Origin of the sequence: Nocardia sp. NPDC051833, from assembly GCF_040681225.1 — a bacterium.
Taxonomy (GTDB): Bacteria; Actinomycetota; Actinomycetes; order Mycobacteriales; family Mycobacteriaceae; genus Nocardia.
Genome location: NZ_JBFAYK010000001.1, coordinates 3045077 through 3063279, shown reverse-complemented (window position 1 = coordinate 3063279; position 18203 = coordinate 3045077). Strand labels below are relative to the sequence as shown.

17 protein-coding genes and 1 riboswitch are annotated in these 18203 nt (G+C 70.1%); of the genes, 13 read left to right on the top strand and 4 right to left on the bottom strand.

Going from position 1 to position 18203, the window contains the following annotated elements:
• Positions 1 to 41: 41 nt before the first annotated feature.
• A riboswitch (SAM riboswitch) is annotated at positions 42 to 156 on the bottom strand.
• A 206-nt stretch (positions 157 to 362) separates the two neighbouring features.
• From AB0L91_RS13855 to AB0L91_RS13825, 7 genes are all read left to right on the top strand, one after another.
• Entirely contained in the window at positions 363 to 1553 is a 1191-nt protein-coding gene (locus AB0L91_RS13855; protein WP_365009892.1) for an ATP-binding protein, read from the top strand.
• A 23-nt stretch (positions 1554 to 1576) separates the two neighbouring features.
• Entirely contained in the window at positions 1577 to 1798 is a 222-nt protein-coding gene (locus AB0L91_RS13850; protein WP_365009891.1) for a hypothetical protein, read from the top strand.
• Positions 1799 to 1837: 39 nt separating this feature from the next.
• The gene (locus AB0L91_RS13845; RefSeq protein ID WP_365009888.1) at positions 1838 to 3775 is read left to right on the top strand and encodes a S8 family peptidase; all 1938 of its coding nucleotides are present in this window, start codon (positions 1838 to 1840) and stop codon (positions 3773 to 3775) included.
• Entirely contained in the window at positions 3768 to 5141 is a 1374-nt protein-coding gene (locus AB0L91_RS13840) for a hypothetical protein (RefSeq protein WP_365009886.1), read from the top strand. The genes AB0L91_RS13845 and AB0L91_RS13840 overlap by 8 nt, the downstream gene beginning before the upstream one ends.
• 199 nt (positions 5142 to 5340) lie before the next feature.
• On the top strand, positions 5341 to 5775 hold the full coding sequence (locus tag AB0L91_RS13835; RefSeq protein WP_355280866.1) for a MarR family transcriptional regulator: 435 nt from the start codon (positions 5341 to 5343) through the stop codon (positions 5773 to 5775).
• A gap of 156 nt (positions 5776 to 5931) precedes the next feature.
• Positions 5932 to 9858 (top strand): Pls/PosA family non-ribosomal peptide synthetase, encoded by a 3927-nt coding sequence (locus AB0L91_RS13830; RefSeq protein WP_365009883.1) that lies wholly within the window; start codon positions 5932 to 5934, stop codon positions 9856 to 9858.
• Positions 9858 to 11213, top strand: a complete 1356-nt coding sequence (locus AB0L91_RS13825; protein WP_357346089.1) for a M1 family metallopeptidase — start codon at positions 9858 to 9860, stop codon at positions 11211 to 11213. Before AB0L91_RS13830 ends, AB0L91_RS13825 begins: the two co-directional genes overlap by 1 nt.
• Here AB0L91_RS13825 and AB0L91_RS13820 read toward each other — a convergent pair.
• Positions 11198 to 11383, bottom strand: a complete 186-nt coding sequence (locus AB0L91_RS13820; protein ID WP_365009882.1) for a hypothetical protein — start codon at positions 11381 to 11383, stop codon at positions 11198 to 11200. The two genes, AB0L91_RS13825 and AB0L91_RS13820, sit on opposite strands and share 16 nt — an antisense overlap.
• Positions 11384 to 11421: 38 nt before the next feature.
• On the bottom strand, positions 11422 to 11883 hold the full coding sequence (locus AB0L91_RS13815; RefSeq protein WP_355280870.1) for a DUF2752 domain-containing protein: 462 nt from the start codon (positions 11881 to 11883) through the stop codon (positions 11422 to 11424).
• Positions 11884 to 12091: 208 nt separating this feature from the next.
• Between AB0L91_RS13815 and AB0L91_RS13810 the strand changes: the two genes are divergently transcribed.
• The 5 genes from AB0L91_RS13810 (at position 12092) to AB0L91_RS13790 (ending at position 15091) form a co-directional block, all read left to right on the top strand.
• Positions 12092 to 13144: an alpha/beta fold hydrolase gene (locus AB0L91_RS13810; protein WP_365009880.1), complete on the top strand. Its 1053-nt coding sequence runs from the start codon at positions 12092 to 12094 to the stop codon at positions 13142 to 13144.
• 185 nt (positions 13145 to 13329) lie between these two features.
• Positions 13330 to 14235: a peptidase M12 gene (locus AB0L91_RS13805; RefSeq protein ID WP_365009878.1), complete on the top strand. Its 906-nt coding sequence runs from the start codon at positions 13330 to 13332 to the stop codon at positions 14233 to 14235.
• A gap of 28 nt (positions 14236 to 14263) precedes the next feature.
• Positions 14264 to 14533: a hypothetical protein gene (locus AB0L91_RS13800; protein ID WP_365009876.1), complete on the top strand. Its 270-nt coding sequence runs from the start codon at positions 14264 to 14266 to the stop codon at positions 14531 to 14533.
• Between the two features lie 5 nt (positions 14534 to 14538).
• Complete coding sequence (locus tag AB0L91_RS13795; RefSeq protein ID WP_365009873.1) at positions 14539 to 14724, top strand: hypothetical protein; 186 nt, start codon at positions 14539 to 14541, stop codon at positions 14722 to 14724.
• 4 nt (positions 14725 to 14728) lie between these two features.
• Positions 14729 to 15091: a DUF1036 domain-containing protein gene (locus AB0L91_RS13790; protein ID WP_355280876.1), complete on the top strand. Its 363-nt coding sequence runs from the start codon at positions 14729 to 14731 to the stop codon at positions 15089 to 15091.
• A 49-nt stretch (positions 15092 to 15140) separates the two neighbouring features.
• Here the strand turns inward: AB0L91_RS13790 and AB0L91_RS13785 are convergent, their stop codons facing one another.
• Together AB0L91_RS13785 and AB0L91_RS13780 are read right to left on the bottom strand one after the other, a co-directional pair.
• Entirely contained in the window at positions 15141 to 16505 is a 1365-nt protein-coding gene (locus tag AB0L91_RS13785) for a prolyl oligopeptidase family serine peptidase (RefSeq protein ID WP_365009871.1), read from the bottom strand.
• A gap of 9 nt (positions 16506 to 16514) precedes the next feature.
• Positions 16515 to 17096: a helix-turn-helix domain-containing protein gene (locus AB0L91_RS13780; protein WP_365009870.1), complete on the bottom strand. Its 582-nt coding sequence runs from the start codon at positions 17094 to 17096 to the stop codon at positions 16515 to 16517.
• 118 nt (positions 17097 to 17214) lie between these two features.
• On the opposite strand from AB0L91_RS13780, the gene AB0L91_RS13775 reads away from it, so the two are divergent.
• Positions 17215 to 18117 carry a hypothetical protein gene (locus AB0L91_RS13775; RefSeq protein ID WP_365009867.1) on the top strand — a complete coding sequence of 301 codons (903 nt, stop codon included), beginning with the start codon at positions 17215 to 17217 and terminating at the stop codon, positions 18115 to 18117.
• Positions 18118 to 18203: the final 86 nt, after the last annotated feature.

The window sequence follows — 18203 nt, the reverse complement described above, 5'->3', positions numbered from 1 at the left end:
ATCCCGTCGGCTCAGGGACTCGTTCCCGAAAGGGTGCTGCGAGTCCGCGCTTGCCGCGCCCACTGCGGACGGCGGCCTGGTCGTCACCCGGAGCACCCCACCGCGGAGGAGGGTTGCCGACCAGCTAGCCGGGGCTTGTCGCTGGTACTCGTGACCTGTTCCGAGAGTGGCAGACGATCCCGCGCGCTGTCAACCACCCCCGATCGGCGCGCCCGAGCCGACGGGAATCGCCGACGCGCACCCCGCGCGCCACTAGCATCCGACGAAAGGCGACAGCTACGCCGACGACTCGGCAGATCAATGTGGCGCTGCGGGTGGGTTCCGATGTCAAACCGGTACACAAGGGGTGAACTTTGCCCGCAATGGACGCCGTACGATCGAGTGAAGCAAAATCAGTCCATGCCTTCGATCGGAAGAACACCATGTCACACGCCATAAGATCCACACCGGCGGACGTGAAAGCCGATCTGGCGGACGAATTCGTCCACCTGGCCCGGGTGGCCCTCGCCGGCCGTGAACAGGACGTCACGATGTTCGTCCGCCGCGCCGCGCGACGGCACCGGACCGACTGCCCGGAACTGGCCGAGGCCCTGATCGGCTTGCTGCGGCAGAACCCGACGCGCGCCAATCCCCTACGCGCCGAACTCGATTCACCGATCCCGGTCGATGGCGACAGCCGCCTGCCGCTGCTGCGCGTGGTGGCGCCCGACGCGACCGCCGAGGTGCCGATCCTGCCCGCCGAGACCTACCGCGTGCTCACCCAGATCGTCGACGAACGCAAGCACGCCGACCGGCTCGCCGCCGCCGATCTCGCCCCGGCGCGCAGCCTGCTGTTCGTCGGTCCGCCCGGGGTCGGCAAGACCATGGCCGCGGCCTGGCTGGCGCACCAGCTGTCGTTACCGCTGGTGGTGCTCGACCTGGCCACGATCATGAGCAGCCTGCTCGGCAAGACCGGCACCAACCTGCGCCACGCCATCGACTACGCCAAGCAGCGCCCGTGTGTCCTGCTCCTCGACGAACTCGACGCGATCGCCAAGCGACGCGACGACGACCGCGATGTGGGCGAGCTGAAACGGCTGGTCACGGTGCTGCTCCAGCAGATCGACGACTGGCCCACCGGCGCGGGCCTGGTGATCGGCGCGACCAATCACGCCGACCTGCTCGACCCGGCGGTGTGGCGGCGCTTCGACGTCGCCGTCACCTTCGATCTGCCGGAGACATCGCAGCGCGGCGAGGCGATCCGCCGCTTCGCCGGGCAACCGCTGCCCGACGCCGCCGTCGACGCGGCCGCAATCGCGTCGAAAGGCTTGTCGTTCAATGACATCGAACGCACGATGCTGCGGTTGCGGCGGCGTTGCTTGCTCGAGGACCAGCCACTGCCCGGCATGCTGGCCGAGCACTCCGCGCGTCTGGTAGCTGAACTTCCGCGGACCGATCGGTTACAGCTGGCACAGACCCTGGTCGGCATGTCAGGCTTGTCTCAGCGCCAGATCAGCGCGCTGACGGGGGTGTCGCGCGATACCCTCCGTGGCTTCACGCACCGACGGGAATAACGTGCTCGCTGGGGGGATTTCGGGTGGCCGGACCGCGATTTCTGATCGGCTTCGGTGAACGGCTGACCGCACCGATCGTCCCCAGCAGAGGCGGCGGTTCGCCACCGCCGCCGGATACGGTCGCGCAGGCGCGGGTCCGGCTCGCGCCGCTGGTACGCACGGCGAGCGAGACCGCGATCGCGCTGCCCAAGGTGGCCTGTCCGGACGACGAGACGGTCACCGCCGTCACCCTGCATCCGCAGTAAGTGTCCAAGAGTGGTTATCCGACAAGGTTGCTCGCGTCGATGGAGTTCGACCCGCTGGGCAGCAGGCCGGTGACGATCGCCCCGTCCGGCAACGGTCACCCGCCCAGGGCGAGCACCCTGCTGTTCCTGGCGACCACCCGCGCCAACCTGCGCCTGCTGGCCGCGCGCATCTGCGCCGACGATCCGCTGCGCGGCGGCGAGCTGGGCATCGTCAGCCTCGCGGACTTCCGGCTCAACTCCCCCGCCGACCGCCTGAGATTGACCGGCGCCCAGCCGGATTCGGAAACCGTGGCCGAGCTGGTCCTGCACTCCGACCGCGATATCGCCCTCCAGGGCCTGCTCGATTTCTCCCGCGATCTCGACCTGTCCGTGGCGATCGACCGCAGGCTCGACAACGGCGGGCTGGCCTTCGTCCCGGTCACCGGCACGCACGCCGCAATCGCCGAGCTGGCGGGCTACTCCTACACCAGGGTGATCCGCCGGATGCCGCGGATGCGCACCCAACTCGGCCGCGACATCCGTGCCACCGCAACGCTGTCCGGCTTCCGGCCCGAGCTGCCGACGGCCGAGCCGACCGACCGCGAACTCACCGTCGCGGTGTTCGACGGCGGGTTGCCCGCCCGCACCCCGCTCACCCGCTGGGTCGACGCGCACACCTTCGCCGACAGCGCGCCGCCGCACCGCAACTACCTCGACCACGGCCACCGGGTCACCTCGGCGCTGCTGTTCGGCAGTGTCGATCCCACGCAGCCGGTTCCGGTGCCCTACGGCTACGTCGACCACTACCAGGTCCTGGACGAGGACACCGACGACGACCAGTGCGAGCTCTACGCCGCGATCGATCGCATCGATACGGTGCTGCGCCAGCGCAAATACGAGTTCGTGAACGTCAGCATCGGCCCCGAACTGCCGATCGAGGACGACGAGGTGCACGCCTGGACCGCGTTCTGGGACGACTACCTCAGCGACGGCACCACCCTGGCCACCATCGCCGTCGGCAACAACGGCGAGGCCGACCGGCCCAGCGGCAACGCCCGCGTGCAGGTACCCGCCGACAGCGTCAACGCGCTCGCGATCGGGTCCTCGGATCGCAGTGGCGCCCAGTGGAATCGCGCGCCCTACTCGGCGATCGGGCCGGGCCGTTCGCCCGGCACGGTGAAGCCGGATCTCCTCGCCTTCGGTGGCAGCGATCACGAGCCGTTCCACGTCGTCGGACCCGACGGCACCGCGATCCCCGATTCCGGCACGAGCTTCGCCGCGCCGATGGCGCTGCGCGCTGCCCTCGGCGCGCGCACCCTGTTCGGGCCGAAGCTGGGCGCGCTCGACCTCAAGGCGCTGCTCGTGCACACCGCCGAACGGCGCGTCAGCTCACCGGATTCCGATTCCGGCCACGGCCGGATCGCCGCGACGCTGGCCGAGCTGGTGCTGTGCGGCGACGGCGAAGCCAGGGTGCTCTACCAGGGCGAACTGACCCCCGCCAAGTACCTGCGCGCGCAGATCCCACTGCCCGCCGCGCTGCCCGCCGGCATGGTGCGCATCCGGGCGACGCTGGTCTACGCCACCCCGGTGGACCCCGCCGACCCCGGCAGCTACACCCGCAGCGGCCTTGACGTCACCTTCCGCCCGCACGACGAGAAGTTCGCCGAACCGACCAGAATCCACCCGGACTCGGCGCCGTTCTTCCGTGCCACCGAGCCGGAGACCGAGTCCCTGCGCCGCGACGCGCACAAGTGGGACACGGTGCTGCACGCCGAGCGCAGCAAGCGGGTCACCAGCCTGCGCAATCCCGTCTTCGACATCCACCACACCGCGCGGCAGTCGGGTCACGCCACGACCTCGGCGCAGCCGATCCGGTATTCGATGGTCATCACCGTGCGCCACGCCAAGGTCGACGACCTGTACGAGCGGGTGCTCAGCGCCTACGTCACCCAGCTGGAGGCGTTGCGCCCGACCGTGGACATCCCGCTCGATGTCTGAGTTCCCCGCGGAGATCTTCGTCGACCCGATCGCGGCACGCAGGCTCAGCTGCCAGAGCGTGTACCGATTGCAGCACCTGGGCGCGCGGAAGTTCCCCTGGCAGGAGGAGACGTTCACCGAGATCCTGCTCGGCCACCTCACCGGCGTCGACTACCGCATCGACGCGGCCTGCCCCGATTGCGAGCCGCCCCGGCGCTGTTCGGCGTGGGGCTCGGCGAGCCGCGCACCGGCCGGAGTGCGATTGCTGACCAGGTCGGACGAGGGCGACCGGCGGAGCGTGCGGTTGCTGACCCGGCCCGAGGAAGGCGGCAACCGGGCACGCGGCAGGCGCGGCGTCGGCGCCGACTTCATCTACCGCGTGCAGGATCCCTCAGGTGACCGCGAGGTACGCCTGCTGATCCAGGCCAAGCGGGCCCGCCGCGGCGAACTCGTCAAAGCTGGCGCCCTGCCCGCCGCCCAGCGCGCCGATCTGATCGACGCCGCAACGCATTTCGGCGCCACCGCCTACTACCTGTTCTATGCCGAGTCGGCATCGGCGCACGTCGGGCACATCACCCGCTGCGCGGAACACACCAGCCCGTCGGACACCTCCATCGTGATCGTCGCCGCGCAGGTGCTCCGGCGCGCCTTCGACGAGAACGGAAAGCGCTCGGTCCCAGCGGAATCGGTGTTCTCGCAGGGGCGCACGCTGATGTGCCTCGACGGTTGCACCCCGGCCGCCGGATTGTCCGCGTTCGATCGCGCACTCGGATTCGTCCGCGAGGACACCCCCGACTATCAGCCGGTCGGCGTCGCTGATCGCATACGGCCCGGCGCTGCACCTGCCACCGATGAACCATCGCTCGGCGTCCCCGCCGGATCCGCATTGCCGGAAATCCCCGCCGTCACAGTCTTGAGCAAGCGCGCGAAACCGCCACGGCGGCCACCTTCCGGGCGAGTGACCCGCGGTGGGCACCAAGTACACGACGGCGAGATCCTGTGGGTCGACCTCGGCGACTGGGTACCGGCGGACTCCGACGCCGATGCCGCCGACCCGGACGCCCTCCGCGACCGCGACGGATACGGCTGGTACCCGGGGATCACCACGGAACGCCTGCGTGACTCGGCGCGCATGTACTGGCGTCTCGCACTCACCCGCGCCGTCGCCGTGCGGTACCTGGCGGCCTGGGCAGAGGGCGAGCTCCGCGCGATCTACCAGGTCGTCGACGATTCCCTGGTCATCCACCACGATCACGACGGCAAGGTCTCCTTCGAGCTCACCGAAATGGCCCCCGACTCCGCCACGTATCGGCAGGTCGCGCAGCGTTCCAACGACTACGTCGGAGCGCGGAAACCGGGCGCTCGCAACGTGGTCGGCTATCCCTGATCGGAGTCGGCGTCGGCAGGCCGGTGCACGCCAACTCGATCGCCGTGCGGACCGTAACCCCAACGCCCGCACCATCATCGACGCGCACCGCCGATTGCCGATGTGTTGCCCTCACGTGTTCACCACACAACCATCTCCGCACCCCATTGTGGATCACCCAAATGATTGAGTTCCCCCACTATCTGTTAGGGTGGCCGTCATGTCCACGAACTCGAACTCCGTCCGCGGCCTGCCGCGCTATCCGGTGTACGCGCTCGGACGGCTCACCAAGGCACTGCACGCCGAGATCGATGTCCCGTTGCGCGATCACTGGGTGCTCACCTTCATCGAGGAGAACGCCGACCTGACGCAGAAGAAGGTCGGCGACGCCCTCGGCATCGACCGCAGCGAAGTCGTCCGGCTGGTCGACGCGCTGGAACGCGCCGGCCTGGTCGAACGCACCCGCGACGGCACGGATCGCCGCAAATACCGGCTGCGGATCACCGAGGCCGGGCGCAAGCAGTGCAAGCGCACCGACCGGCTGATCGCCGAGGCCACCGCGCGCGTGCTCGAGCGGCTCGACCCCGAGGAACAGCGCACGCTGCACCGGCTGACGCTGACCGCGCTCGGCGAGTCACCGGACGCACCGTCGTGATCGGCGCCGACGGCACGCCTCGCGCTGCCGTCCGGCCACACCTTCTCCGAGTACCGTTGGCATCTGGTGACCATCCTGTTTGCCCTCCGGTAACCCGCCCGTGAAACAACAAACACCACCGATGGGGGTCGACCGATGAGAGGTGGACTGAGCGCCATGCTCGAGCCACGCACTGAGGACCCGGCGAGCCGGTTGCGTGATCCACTCCTGCGCGCCGACCTGGCCGCGCCGCCGCGCACCCTGGTAGACATCCTGACCAGCACCGCCCTGGCCCACCCCGACGCACCGGCCATCGACGACGGCACCGTCGTCCTCAGCTACATGGAGCTGATCGCCGCGATCGAGGCCAGGATGACCGAGCTGACCGCGGCGGGCGTCCGCCCCGGCGACCGGGTCGGCGTGCGGATGCCCTCGGGCAGCGCCGCGCTGTACGTCACGATCCTGGCCGTCCTCTACTGCGGCGCCGCCTACGTCCCCGTCGACGCCGACGATCCCGAGGAGCGGGCCCGGCTGGTCTTCGGCGAGGCTCGGGTGAGCGCGCTGGCCACCGGCGACGGCATCGAGTCGGCCACCGCGGCCGCCGGCCGCACGCCCGCCTCGGACTGGAACACCCTGCCGACCCCCGCCGACGACGCCTGGATCATCTTCACCTCCGGCTCCACCGGCACGCCGAAGGGCGTCGCGGTCACCCACCGCAATGCCGCCGCCTTCGTCGACGCCGAGGCCAGGCTGTTCCTGCAGCGCGCCCCGATCGGCCCCGGCGACCGGGTGCTGGCCGGGCTGTCGGTGGCCTTCGACGCCTCCTGCGAGGAGATGTGGCTGGCCTGGCGCAACGGCGCCTGCCTGGTCCCCGCCCCGCGCGACCTGGTCCGCACCGGCGCCGACCTGGGCCCGTGGCTGATGCGCCGCGAGATCAGCATCGTCTCCACCGTGCCGACGCTGGCCGCCACCTGGCCCGCCGAGGCGCTCGACTCGGTGCGCTTGCTGATCTTCGGCGGCGAGGCCGTCCCGCCGGAACTGGCCGAACGTCTCGCCGGTGGCGCCGAGCGGGAGGTGTGGAACACCTACGGGCCCACCGAGGCCACCGTCGTCGCCTGCGCCGCGCTGCTCGACGGCGGCATGCCGATCCGCATCGGTCTGCCGCTGGACGGCTGGGACCTGACCGTCGTCGACCCGCAGGGCAACCCGGTGCCCGAGGGCGAGACCGGCGAGCTCGTCATCGGCGGCGTCGGCCTGGCCCGCTACCTGGACCCGGCCAAGGACGCCGAGAAGTACGCCCCGCTGCCCTCGCTCGGCTGGGAACGCGCCTATCGCAGTGGCGATCTGGTCCGCAACGACCATCAGGGCCTGATCTTCCTCGGCCGGGCCGACGACCAGATCAAGATCGGCGGCAGGCGCATCGAGCTCGGCGAGATCGACAACGCGCTACAGCACCTGCCCGGCGTCAGCGGCGCGGCCGCGGCCATCCGGACCACCAAGGCGGGCAACAAGATCCTCGTCGGCTACCTCACCGGCGCCGGCCCCGACTTCGACGTCAAGAAGGCCAGGGAGATTCTGGCCGAACAGCTTCCGGCCCCGCTGGTGCCGCGGCTCGCGGTCGTCCCCGACCTGCCGACCCGCACCTCGGGCAAGGTCGACCGCAACGCGCTGCCCTGGCCGCTGCCGAGCGCCGAGGACCAGGCCGAGTCCGGTCTCGGCGGCACCGCGGCCTGGGTGGCCGGGCTGTGGGACGCCATCCTGGGCGCCGAGGCCACCGACCTCGACGCCGACTTCTTCGATCTGGGTGGCGGCTCGCTGTCGGCGGCCCAGCTGGTCGGCGCGCTGCGCGAGCGGTACCCGCATGTCACCGTCGCCGATCTCTACGACCATCCCCGGCTGGGCTCGCTGGTCGAACTGCTCGACGGCAGCGCGCCGGTCGCGGCGGTCGACGAGCGGGTCGTCGCGCCGACGCCGCTGCGCGCGCAACTCACCCAGGTGCTGGCCACCATCCCGCTGACCACCCTCACCGGATTGCAGTGGGTCACCTGGCTGGCCGTGGTGTCGGCGATCGCGGGCTGGTCCGGCTCGCTGCCGTGGCTGCCGCGGCTGTCCTGGTGGTGGATCGCGCTGGCGTTCGTGCTGTTCATCTCGCCGCTGGGCCGGATGACGCTGTGCGTCGCGGGCGCGCGCGTGCTGCTGGCCGGGCTGCGCCCCGGCACCTATCCGCGCGGCTCCCTGGTGCACCTGCGGCTGTGGGCGGCCGTGCGCCTGTCGGAGGCCAGTGGTGCCGAAAGCCTGTCCGGCGCACCGCTGATGGTGCCGTTCGCGCGGGCACTCGGCGCGAAGATCGGCAAGGGCGTCGACCTGCACACCCTGCCGCCGGTCACCGGCATGCTCGAACTCGGTGACGGCGCCAGCGTCGAACCCGAGGTGGACCTGTCCGGCTACTGGGTCGACGGCGACCTCGTGCACATCGGCGGCATCACCATCGGCGACGGCGCGGTGATCGGCGCGCGCTCGATCCTGCTGCCCGGCACCAAGATCGGCAAGAAGGCCGAGATCGCGCCCGGTTCCGCGGTGTCCGGCAAGGTCAAGGCCGAACAGGAATGGGCTGGCTCGCCCGCGACGAAGGCGGGCAAGGCCCCGCGCCGCTGGCCCGACCACGCCCCCGAGCGGGCCCGGCACTGGCTGGTGGTCTTCGGCCTGTCCTCGATGGCGCTGGCCGCGATGCCGGTCCTCGGGCTGGCCGTCGGCGGCACGTTCATCGCCTGGTGGGTCCGCGAGGAGACCACCATCGGCGCCGCCGCGCTGCGCGGCTTCGCCATCCTGCCGGTCGCGACCCTGCTCAGTCTCGCCGTGTACGCCGCGGCCACCGTGATCGCCGTGCGCCTGCTCGGCATCGGCCTGCGCGAGGGCTACCACCCGGTGCGCAGCCGGACCGGCTGGCAGGTCTGGGCCACCGAACGCCTGCTCGACTCGGCCCGCACCTTCCTGTTCCCGCTCTACGCCAGCCTGCTGACCCCGCTGTGGCTGCGCCTGCTCGGCGCGCGGATCGGCAAGAACGTCGAAGCCTCGACCGTGCTGCTGCTGCCCAAGTTCACCGTGGTCGCCGACGGCGCCTTCCTGGCCGACGACACCATGATCGCCAGCTACGAACTCGGCGGCGGCTGGCTGCGCATCGGCGAGGCCAAGGTCGGCAAGCGCGCCTTCCTCGGCAACTCCGGCATGACCGCGGTCGGTCGCCGGGTGCCCAAGAACGGGCTGGTCGCGGTGCTCTCGGCCGCGCCGAGCAAGGCCAAGGCCGGCTCGTCCTGGCTGGGCAGCCCGCCGGTGCGGCTGCGCCGGGCGGCCGAATCCAGCGACACCTCACGCACATTCGATCCGCCCCTGCGCCTGAAGGTGGCACGCGCGTTCGTCGAGACCTGCCGGTTGATCCCGGTGATGGTGACCTTCGCCATCGGCCTCGGCGTGCTGTTCGTGCTGGCCCTGATCGCCCAGCATTCCGACTACCTGGTCGCCGCCCTGCTGTCCGGCCTGGTCCTGATGGCGGCGGGCGCGCTGGCCGGTGCCATCGCGGTGGCCGCGAAGTGGTTGCTGGTCGGGCGGATTCGGGCCGTCGAGCATCCGCTGTGGAGTTCGTTCGTGTGGCGCAACGAGGTCTCCGACGCCTTCGTCGAGACCGTCGCCGCGCCCTGGTTCGCCCGCGCCGCCACGGGTACTCCCGTGATGAATCTGTGGCTTCGCGGACTCGGTGCCAAGATCGGCCGCGGGGTATGGTGCGAGTCCTATTGGCTTCCGGAGGCAGACCTCGTGACACTCGGTGACGGCGCGACCGTGGAACGCGGCTGCGTGGTGCAGACCCATCTGTTCCACGACCGCATCATGTCCATGGACACGGTGACACTGGACGCGGGCGCCACCCTCGGCCCGCACTGCGTCGCCCTGCCCGCCGCCCATATCGGCGCGGGCGCCACCATCGGTCCGGCCTCGCTGGTGATGCGCGGCGACGTGGTCCCGCCGTCGACCCGCTGGTGGGGCAACCCCATCTCGCCGTGGTCCGGGACCGCCTCGACGCCGGAGTCGAGGCAGCGCGGAGCCGCCTGATGCGGAGCAAGTTCTACGAGGAACCGATCGACGCCTACCTGCCACAGAACGGCAATCGTGGGTACCGCGTGTCCAGGTACGAGCTGGAGCTGGGCTACCGCCCCGCCAGCAACCGGCTGGCGGGGCGCGCGGTGATCATCGCGGTCACGACCACCGTGCGGGGGTGGTTCACCCTCGATCTGTCGCAGGCGCTGACGGTGTCGAAGGTGCTGGTCAACGGGGCCAAGGCCGCGAAGTTCAGCCATCAGCAGGGCAAGCTGGCGATCACCCCGCAGCAGAAGATCCCCGCGGGCGGCGTCCTGGAGATCACCGTCCACTACGCGGGCACGCCGCGGCCGGTGCGCGGGCCGTGGGGCGAGGTCGGCTGGGAGGAGCTCACCGAGGGCGCGCTGGTCGCCAGCCAGCCCAACGGCGCCGCCTCCTGGTTCCCGTGCGACGACCACCCGAGTTCCAAAGCGTCGTACCGGATCTCGATCACCACCGACAGCCCGTTCTACGCGCTGGCCAACGGCACCCTGGTCCGCAAGCAAGCCAAGGCCAGCCAGACCACCTGGGTGTACGAGGCGCCCGAGCCGATGGCCAGCTACCTGGCGACCATCCAGATCGGCAACTACCGCAAGCACCGGATCGGCGCGCCCGGCGAGCCGGTGCCGATGCAGGCCGTCATCCCGCAGCGGCTGCGCGCGAACTTCGACCACGACTTCGCCCGGCAGCCCGAGATGATGGCGCTGTTCACCGAGAAGTTCGGCCCGTACCCGTTCGAGAACTACACCGTGGTCGTCACCGACGACGAGCTCGACATCCCGATCGAGGCACAGGGCATCTCGGTATTCGGCGCCAATCACTGCGACGGCAAGCGTGGTTCGGAGCGGCTGGTCGCGCACGAATTGGCGCACCAGTGGTTCGGCAACAGCCTGACCCTGAAGCAGTGGCGCGACATCTGGCTGCACGAGGGCTTCGCCTGTTACGCCGAGTGGATCTGGTCGGAGGCCGCCGGCGGACCGACCGCGGATCAGCTGGCCAGGGCGGCGCGGGCGAATCTGGCCCGGCAGCCGCAGGACATCATCGTCGGCGATCCCGGCCCCAAGGACATGTTCGACGACCGGGTGTACAAGCGCGGCGCGCTCACCCTGCACGCGCTGCGGCTGGAACTGCGCGACCACTTGTTCTTCGAACTCATCCGGGAATGGACCGCGCGCTATCGCCACGCCTCGGTCACCACCGAGGAATTCGTGGATCTGGCAGGTCATTACAGTGTGGCGCCGCTGCGTCCGCTGTTCGCGGTCTGGCTCGGCACCAAGCCGCTGCCGCAGCTACCGCCGCTGGGCGGCCAGGCGCATCAGAAGACCAGGTAGCGCTGGGCGAGTTCCTCGACGAGCGGATCGTCGGACGGCACCATCTCGAGCGCCTCGAGATCGTCGGCCACCGAGAGGCTGCGGGAGTCGTCGCGTTCGGGGTCGGGGCCGTCCTCGGCGAGCTGACGCTGCAACTTCCGCCGGACTCGATCCTTCAGTGAATCGCGCATGCCTCCAGACTGCCCGCCGATCCGCGCTGGCACCAGTATCAAACGGGCGTGAGCCACGTTCCCCACGGCGTGTTGCGCACAACGGTATAGACGGCCAGCAATCCGAAGAACGACCACACCAGCACCGGGCTCAGCCCGGGCACCCGCCAGCGTTGTCCGCGCCGGGCGCGCAGCAGCCAGTCGACGACGAACACCGCGAACGCGACGACCAGCGGCAACACCAGCACATTGCTGTGCAGCGAATCGATGATCCGGCCGTCGGTCAGGTTGTGCATCGCCCGCATCCCACCGCAGCCGGGGCAGTACACCCCGAGCAGCGCGTACACGGGGCACAGTCCGTAGGAACCCTCGACGTGCGGATCGCGGAAGTGCAGCAACGCGAGCGTGCCGACCCCGAGTCCGGCGGCGATCAGCGGCGGGGCGAAGCGCTGCCAAGCCGGGCGTGCCGGTTCGCGGTGCGGGGCGCCGGAGAAATCGGCCATGACGGGTGTGCTGTCCACGCTCCTACGGTAGCCGCGCCCGGTCGGGGCCGCCAGCATGCCCGGATCGCGACGGCACGCTGTAATTTTCCGGCGATTTCGGGCGATTTCACAGTGTCGACGCGGCCGGTGACCCAGTTCACAACAAATGGGACACTGTGACCCGCTAACACTAGCTAGCACCCCAGCTCGCACTGTACGGTGGCCTACGACACAAAGGAGTGCCGACATGCTTGCAAAGTCGATGATGACGGTAGGCGTACTCACCGCACAGTTCCGTGCCGGACTGCGTACCCGGAGCTTCGCGACAGCGAAACTCAACACCCCCTCCGTCGCGCACCGGGTCGTCCCGGTGACCACCGCGGACGGCGCCGACCTCCGGGTCCACGTCTACGGCCCCGACACCGCCCCCACCCTGGTCCTCATCCACGGCTGGGCGTGCAGCATCGAATACTGGAACCCGCAGATCACCGCCTTCGCCGGTGAGTACCGCGTGGTCAGCTACGACCAGCGCGGCCACGGCGAGTCCACCCTCGGCACCGCCGCCCCCAGCGAGCACACCCTGGCCGACGACCTCGCCGCCGTCCTGGACGCGACGCTGCGTCCGGGTGAGAAGGCGGTCCTGGCCGGGCACAGCATGGGTGGCCTCACCATCCAGGCCTGGGCCAAGCACCACCCCGCGCAGGTGTCCGAGCGCGCCGCCGCCGTCCTGCTGGCCAACACGGCCAATGGCGACATCCGCTGGGAAACCGATCTGCTGCCGGTGCTGAACAAGCAGCTCACCGTCGCCGAGTACCCGGTCACGATCATGGGCGCGCCCGTGCGCATGCCGCAGCCGGTCAGCGAGTCGCTGTTGTTCGCGCCGCTGCCGATCCCGGGTGGCTGGTTCACCGAGCAGCTGTTCCGCTACCGCATCCTCACCCCGGACGCCACCGCCGACGAGGTCGACTTCGCGGTCGGCATCATCCGCTCCTGCCGTCCGCTCGCGCGCGGCCGCCACGCCGCCGCGATGGCCGACATGGATCTGTCGGCGGGCACCGCCAACCTGAACGTCCCGACCACGGTGCTGGCCGGCGCCCAGGACCGGCTGCTCCCGCAGCGCATGTCCCGCTCGATCGTCGACATCCTGCGCCGCACCGGCCACCTGGCCGACTTCCACGTGCTCCCGCACGGGCACCTCAGCAATGTCGAGGACACCGCCGCCTTCGACGCCATCCTGCACCAGATCCTGCGTTCCGCCACCAACTCTCGGGCCACCCGCCGCAACGTCGCCGCCCGCTGACCCGAGTCGGTTCTCCCGAGTCGGTCAACGAGGCCCGACTCGGGAGGAACGCGAACGAAAGGCCCTCGACCACCAGGTCGGGGGCCTTTTTCGCGCCCCTGATCGAGTAGTCGACTACGCGGGACCCGCATCGATTCGCCGTGCCACAGTCACAACCCCACGGTTGATTCGATGAGGAGGATCCGATGCGTACCCCACCCGACCACGAACTCGACGGCGACGGCCACCACGAGGAATTCGCGCCCGTCGAGGACCCCGGCTGCGTGATTCCCGCGCTGCCGACCCGCCTGCTGGCGCGCGCGGCCGAGGTCGCCACGCTGCTCAATCCGGTAAACGCGCCGCTCACCCAGAGCGCGGCGACGGAGGGCGGCCTGCCGCAGGTGGCCGAACTGGCGGTGCTGACCTCGAAGTACTGGGGCATGCAGCGCCGCACCCTGACGGTCAGCTTCTTGGAAGCGACCCCCACCGACCTGAAGCAGCGCATTCTCGGCCACATGAACGCCTGGGGCATCGGCGTCACCTTCGTCCTGACGAACGGCACCGGCCAGGTGCGCATTTCCCGCGCCGGCCAGGGCTATTGGTCCTATCTCGGCACCGATGTCCTGCTGATCCCGCAGAGCCGCCCGACGATGAACCTGCAGGGCTTCACGATGGCCACCTCGGAGGCCGAGTACAAGCGGGTCGTGCGCCACGAGACGGGGCACACCCTCGGTTTCCCGCACGAGCATCTGCGCCGCGCGCTGATCGAGCGGCTCGATGTCGCCAAGACGATCGCCCACTTCCGCGACACCTACGGGTGGAGCGAGCAGCAGACGCGGTCGAATGTCCTGACCCCGCTGGACGAACGCTCGATCATGGCGACGCCGAACGCCGATCAGGACTCGATCATGTGCTACCAGCTGCCCGGCAAGATCACCACCGATGGGCAGCCGATTCGCGGCGGCCTGGACATCAACGCCGCCGACCGCTCGTTCGCGCGTTCCATCTACCCGACGCTGTGGCCCTTCTTCAGCGAGACGGCGGACTGGGACGAAGCGGAGGACGTCAGCGTGGAATCCGCACTCGCGCAAGCACATGCCACGGCTGGTTGATCTGCGCGCGGATCCGATCGGAGCGCGGTTGGCGCTCGAGCCCGGCGACATCGTGCTGCTGCCCGCCGCGGGCGCCCGGGTGACCTCGGGCGCGACGGTCGAGGTGCTCGGCGTCTACCGCGACGCCGCCCCGCTCCCGGACGGACGGGTGCTCGCACCCGAGGGTCCGCCGGACGTGGTGGTACTCGCCGCGCTTATGCCCGGCGACGCGACCGTGCGGCTGATGACCGGCGACCCCTTCCACGGGGCCACCCCACAGGAGTTATCGGTGACCGTCGCCGAAGCAGAAGAAAGGTGAAATCCATGACCGCCGAACCACAAACGGGGCAGGTCGCCCCCGCGCAGGCGCCGGCCGTCCGCGAGACGACCGCGCACACCTCGGAAGATCATCGGGCCGCCAGCCCGGAGCCACCGGCGGGCGCGAGTGTGGCCGCGCCGTTCCACGAGGCCGCGAGTCTGCCGGCCCCGTCACTCGAGCAGGAAGGGTAGTCCGATGCCTTGGTTGGCCTTCCACAACAACTATCACCTGGTGGTGTCCGTCGCGGTCATGCAGGTCGACCCGGATTCCTGCCCCGGCCAGTACGGCGGCTGGGCGACCCACGGCTGGTGGAATCTGAATCCTGGAGAGTCGAAGACCGCGATCTGGACGAAATACGACGCGGCGTACTACTACGCCAGGGCGGGCAACGGTGCGTGGTGGGGTGACGCGAACGGCCCTCGGGTCTACGTCAATCCCTTCGACCGGTTCGACTCCTGCCTCCTGATCGGAACATCCACGTGGGACATCGTGAACATGCGACGTGTGTTCGTCGGCTCGAATCTGCACAACACGCACACCGTGAACCTGAACCCCTGACCCCGATCCGGAAGGTCCCGACCAGCAGGTCGGGACCTTCCGCGTTTTCTCAGGGCAGCAGTAGTCCCCAGTACAGCGCCCACAGCGTGAATCCGGTACCGCCGCACACCAGCAGCGCCCAGCGGACCCGCCCGCCCGTGCCGACACCGTCGAGCAGCCGCCCGCGCCGCGCGACGACGACACCGAGCGCGGCCACCGCGCACAACGCGCTCAGTTGCAGCGCCACCCAGGGCAGCGTGCGGCCGAACAGCAAGGGGCCGAACGAGGTCGACTTGGTGGAGGCAACGAACAGGAACAGGGCGATCGTGCCGACAATGCCGATCCCGGTCGCCGCCGCCAAGATTCGCGCGGGTCGGGCCTGGGACAGGCGCCAATCCCTCTTGAACCCGCTCACCGCGTAGCCGCAGAGGGCGAGAACGGTCCCGAGCAGCAGGATCAGCTGGACCGGAGTGGACTCCCACCAGGCCAGCGGTGCCAGCGGTGTCACCGAATGTCCCTGCACCGCAGGCTGATCCACCTGCCTGTTCGCCGAGCCGGGCAGCCCGTTCACCCAGTCGCCCATGAGCTCGGCGTAGCCGGGCGCGAGCTCGGTGCCCTTGTCGAATCCGTCGGTCGTCGTGAGGCCCGCGTGCTGGGCATTCGGCAGTGTGCGCAGCGTGTAGTTCGTCTTGCCGACCCGATCGAAGGCCGCGCGGAAGTCGCGCAGACTGTCACCGGGCGGGGTCAGCCGGTCCTGGTCGCCCCAGATCGCGAGCACCGGCTGCGGAATCCGTTCCAGCACCGGCACCGGATCGTAGTCGGCCTGGGCGAACTGCCCCGCGCCCGCGAGCTGACGGATTCCGTTGCGCCCCAGCACATCGATCATCGATCCGCGCACGCCCGCCGCCGCGAATCTGGTCTCGTTGGCCCAGGTCTGCTGGGCGGCGGGCGCGCCGGAGTTGGCGCCGATGGTGATCAGGAAGGCGACATCGGCCGAGCGGGAGGCGGCCAGCGGCGCCACCCAGCCGCCTTCCGACAGTCCCCAGAGGCCGACCCGCGACGGGTCGACCTCGGGCCGGCTCCGCAGCGCGGCGATGCCGGACAGCGCGTCATCGGCGAGCAGGGAGTAGTCACGATGCGCGGGGGTGTAGTCCTCGGCCCGCTTCGCGTACTGCAACGCGACGATGCCCGCACGCGCGAAAGCATCGGCGACCTGTGCGTAATGGGGACTGGGGCTGGTTCCGGAGCCGTGCACGAGCACGACGCCCGGCCTGCCGGTGGCACCCGCCGGTGCGTGGATGGTGCCGGTCGTGGTCGTGCCGTCGGAGCGGGTGACGGTGATGTCGGTGGTGACGCGGTTTTCCGCGGTGGCCGTCGACGCGGCCGCGACCAGCGCCGCGATCATGGTGGCGAACAGAGCGATTCGAATGAGCACGGTGGATCCCTACTGGCTGTCGTTCATCCCCGGGGCCGGGAACGCGATGAACCGGGTCAGTACCCGGCGCGCGCCCGGCCGGTCTTCGGCATGGGTGGCTTGGAAGCGTTTGAGCAGCGCGAGGTACTCCTCGCAGAAGGCGTCGAGTTCCTCGCGGGTCGCGTAGATCGCGCCGCGCGAGAACGGCATCGTGTCGGCCCACTCCCCCAGCTCGGCGCGCTCGGCGCGGAACCGCTGGAAAAGCTCGACATCCTCGGAAATGTGCTGCGCGACCAGCCCTTCCAGCAGCTCGCGCATTTCCGGCGACTGGTCCTTGTCCAGCCGATACCGCAGATCCTTCGGCGGCGACCGCCACCACCGCTCCTTGCCCTTCGCCAGCTCGGGCGCCTCCTCGATGAACCCGTGCTCGGCCAGCTGACGCAGGTGATAGCTGGTCGCGCCGGTGTTCTGGCCCAGCTGCGCCCCCAGCGCCGTCGCGGTCGCCGGGCCCTTCTCGGCGAGGGCGCGCAGAATGCGCTGCCGGAGCGGATGGGCGAGCGCGCGCAGCGCGGCGGGATCGGTGATCTCCCTCGGCGGTACCTCGTCGGTCATAGTTGCACAGTACTCTTTGCATAGATTTTTGTGCAAAGAGTACTGTGCACCTATCGCGCTCCTTCCTCGGCGTGGCACCATCGAGGCAGCGCTCGACTTGGCCGTCGGACGGAGACCGGTGTACGTCTACACGAACCTTTCCGCCGCGCTGCGCGACACGTCGTCGCCGCTGCGCACCTACCTGCACCAGCGGTTCCCGCACACCCGCGGCGTGCAGGCCGAGTATCGGCGTGGGGCAGGACCACTGCTGGTCGACACCGGTGGCGCCAACCCCGCGACCCTCGGCGCCGCCTTCGACTTCGCGATGCGTTTCCTGCTCGTCCCCGACCACCGCCCCGTACTACCGCTGCTCGGATTCTTCGGCCATCCCCGGGAATCGGCGGTCGTGGAGTCGGTGATCGACACCGCGGGCGCGGCCGTCGCCCCGACCGCGGGCGACGTCGACCTGCTCAGCCGCGCCTGCTGGGCCCTGGCCCTGTGCACCGACGTCTACCGCCGCGGCCTCCTCCGCGACTCCGCGCTCGCGAATCTCCTTGCCACCGACCGCTTCACCCCCGACCACCTGCTCGCTCTCACCCCCGCCGACGCGATCCGCCAGCTCTGGGAACTGCGCGGCATCGCCGACGACCAACTCCTTCCCCACCTGCGCCCACCCACCGTCCCCGGCCCCACCTTCGACGCCTCGGTCCTGTGCAACGCCGACGCCGACATCATCAGCGACGGCCTGCTCCTCGACCTCAAAACCCACCTCGGCCCGAAGAACCAGCGCACCGGCGTCCGCGCCGACTCCCTCAGCGCCACCGACCTCTACCAGGTCCTCACCTACGCCCTCTTCGACCACACCGACACCTACCGCCTCACCCACACGGGCATCTACTCCGCCCGCTACGGCCACCTCGCCACCTGGTCCCTCCCCACCCTCCTGGACACTCTCGCGGGTCACCCGATCGATCTCGCCGGGGAACGCGACACGGTCTGGGCGCTGCTCGGCGGCCACCGAACAGCCCCGCCACCGGCGTAACTCATCCGTTTCGGATGATTCGGCACCCACCGCCGCGCACCTACCGTCGGAGCATCGCCAGCAAGCCGACACGAAAGGTGGGGTTC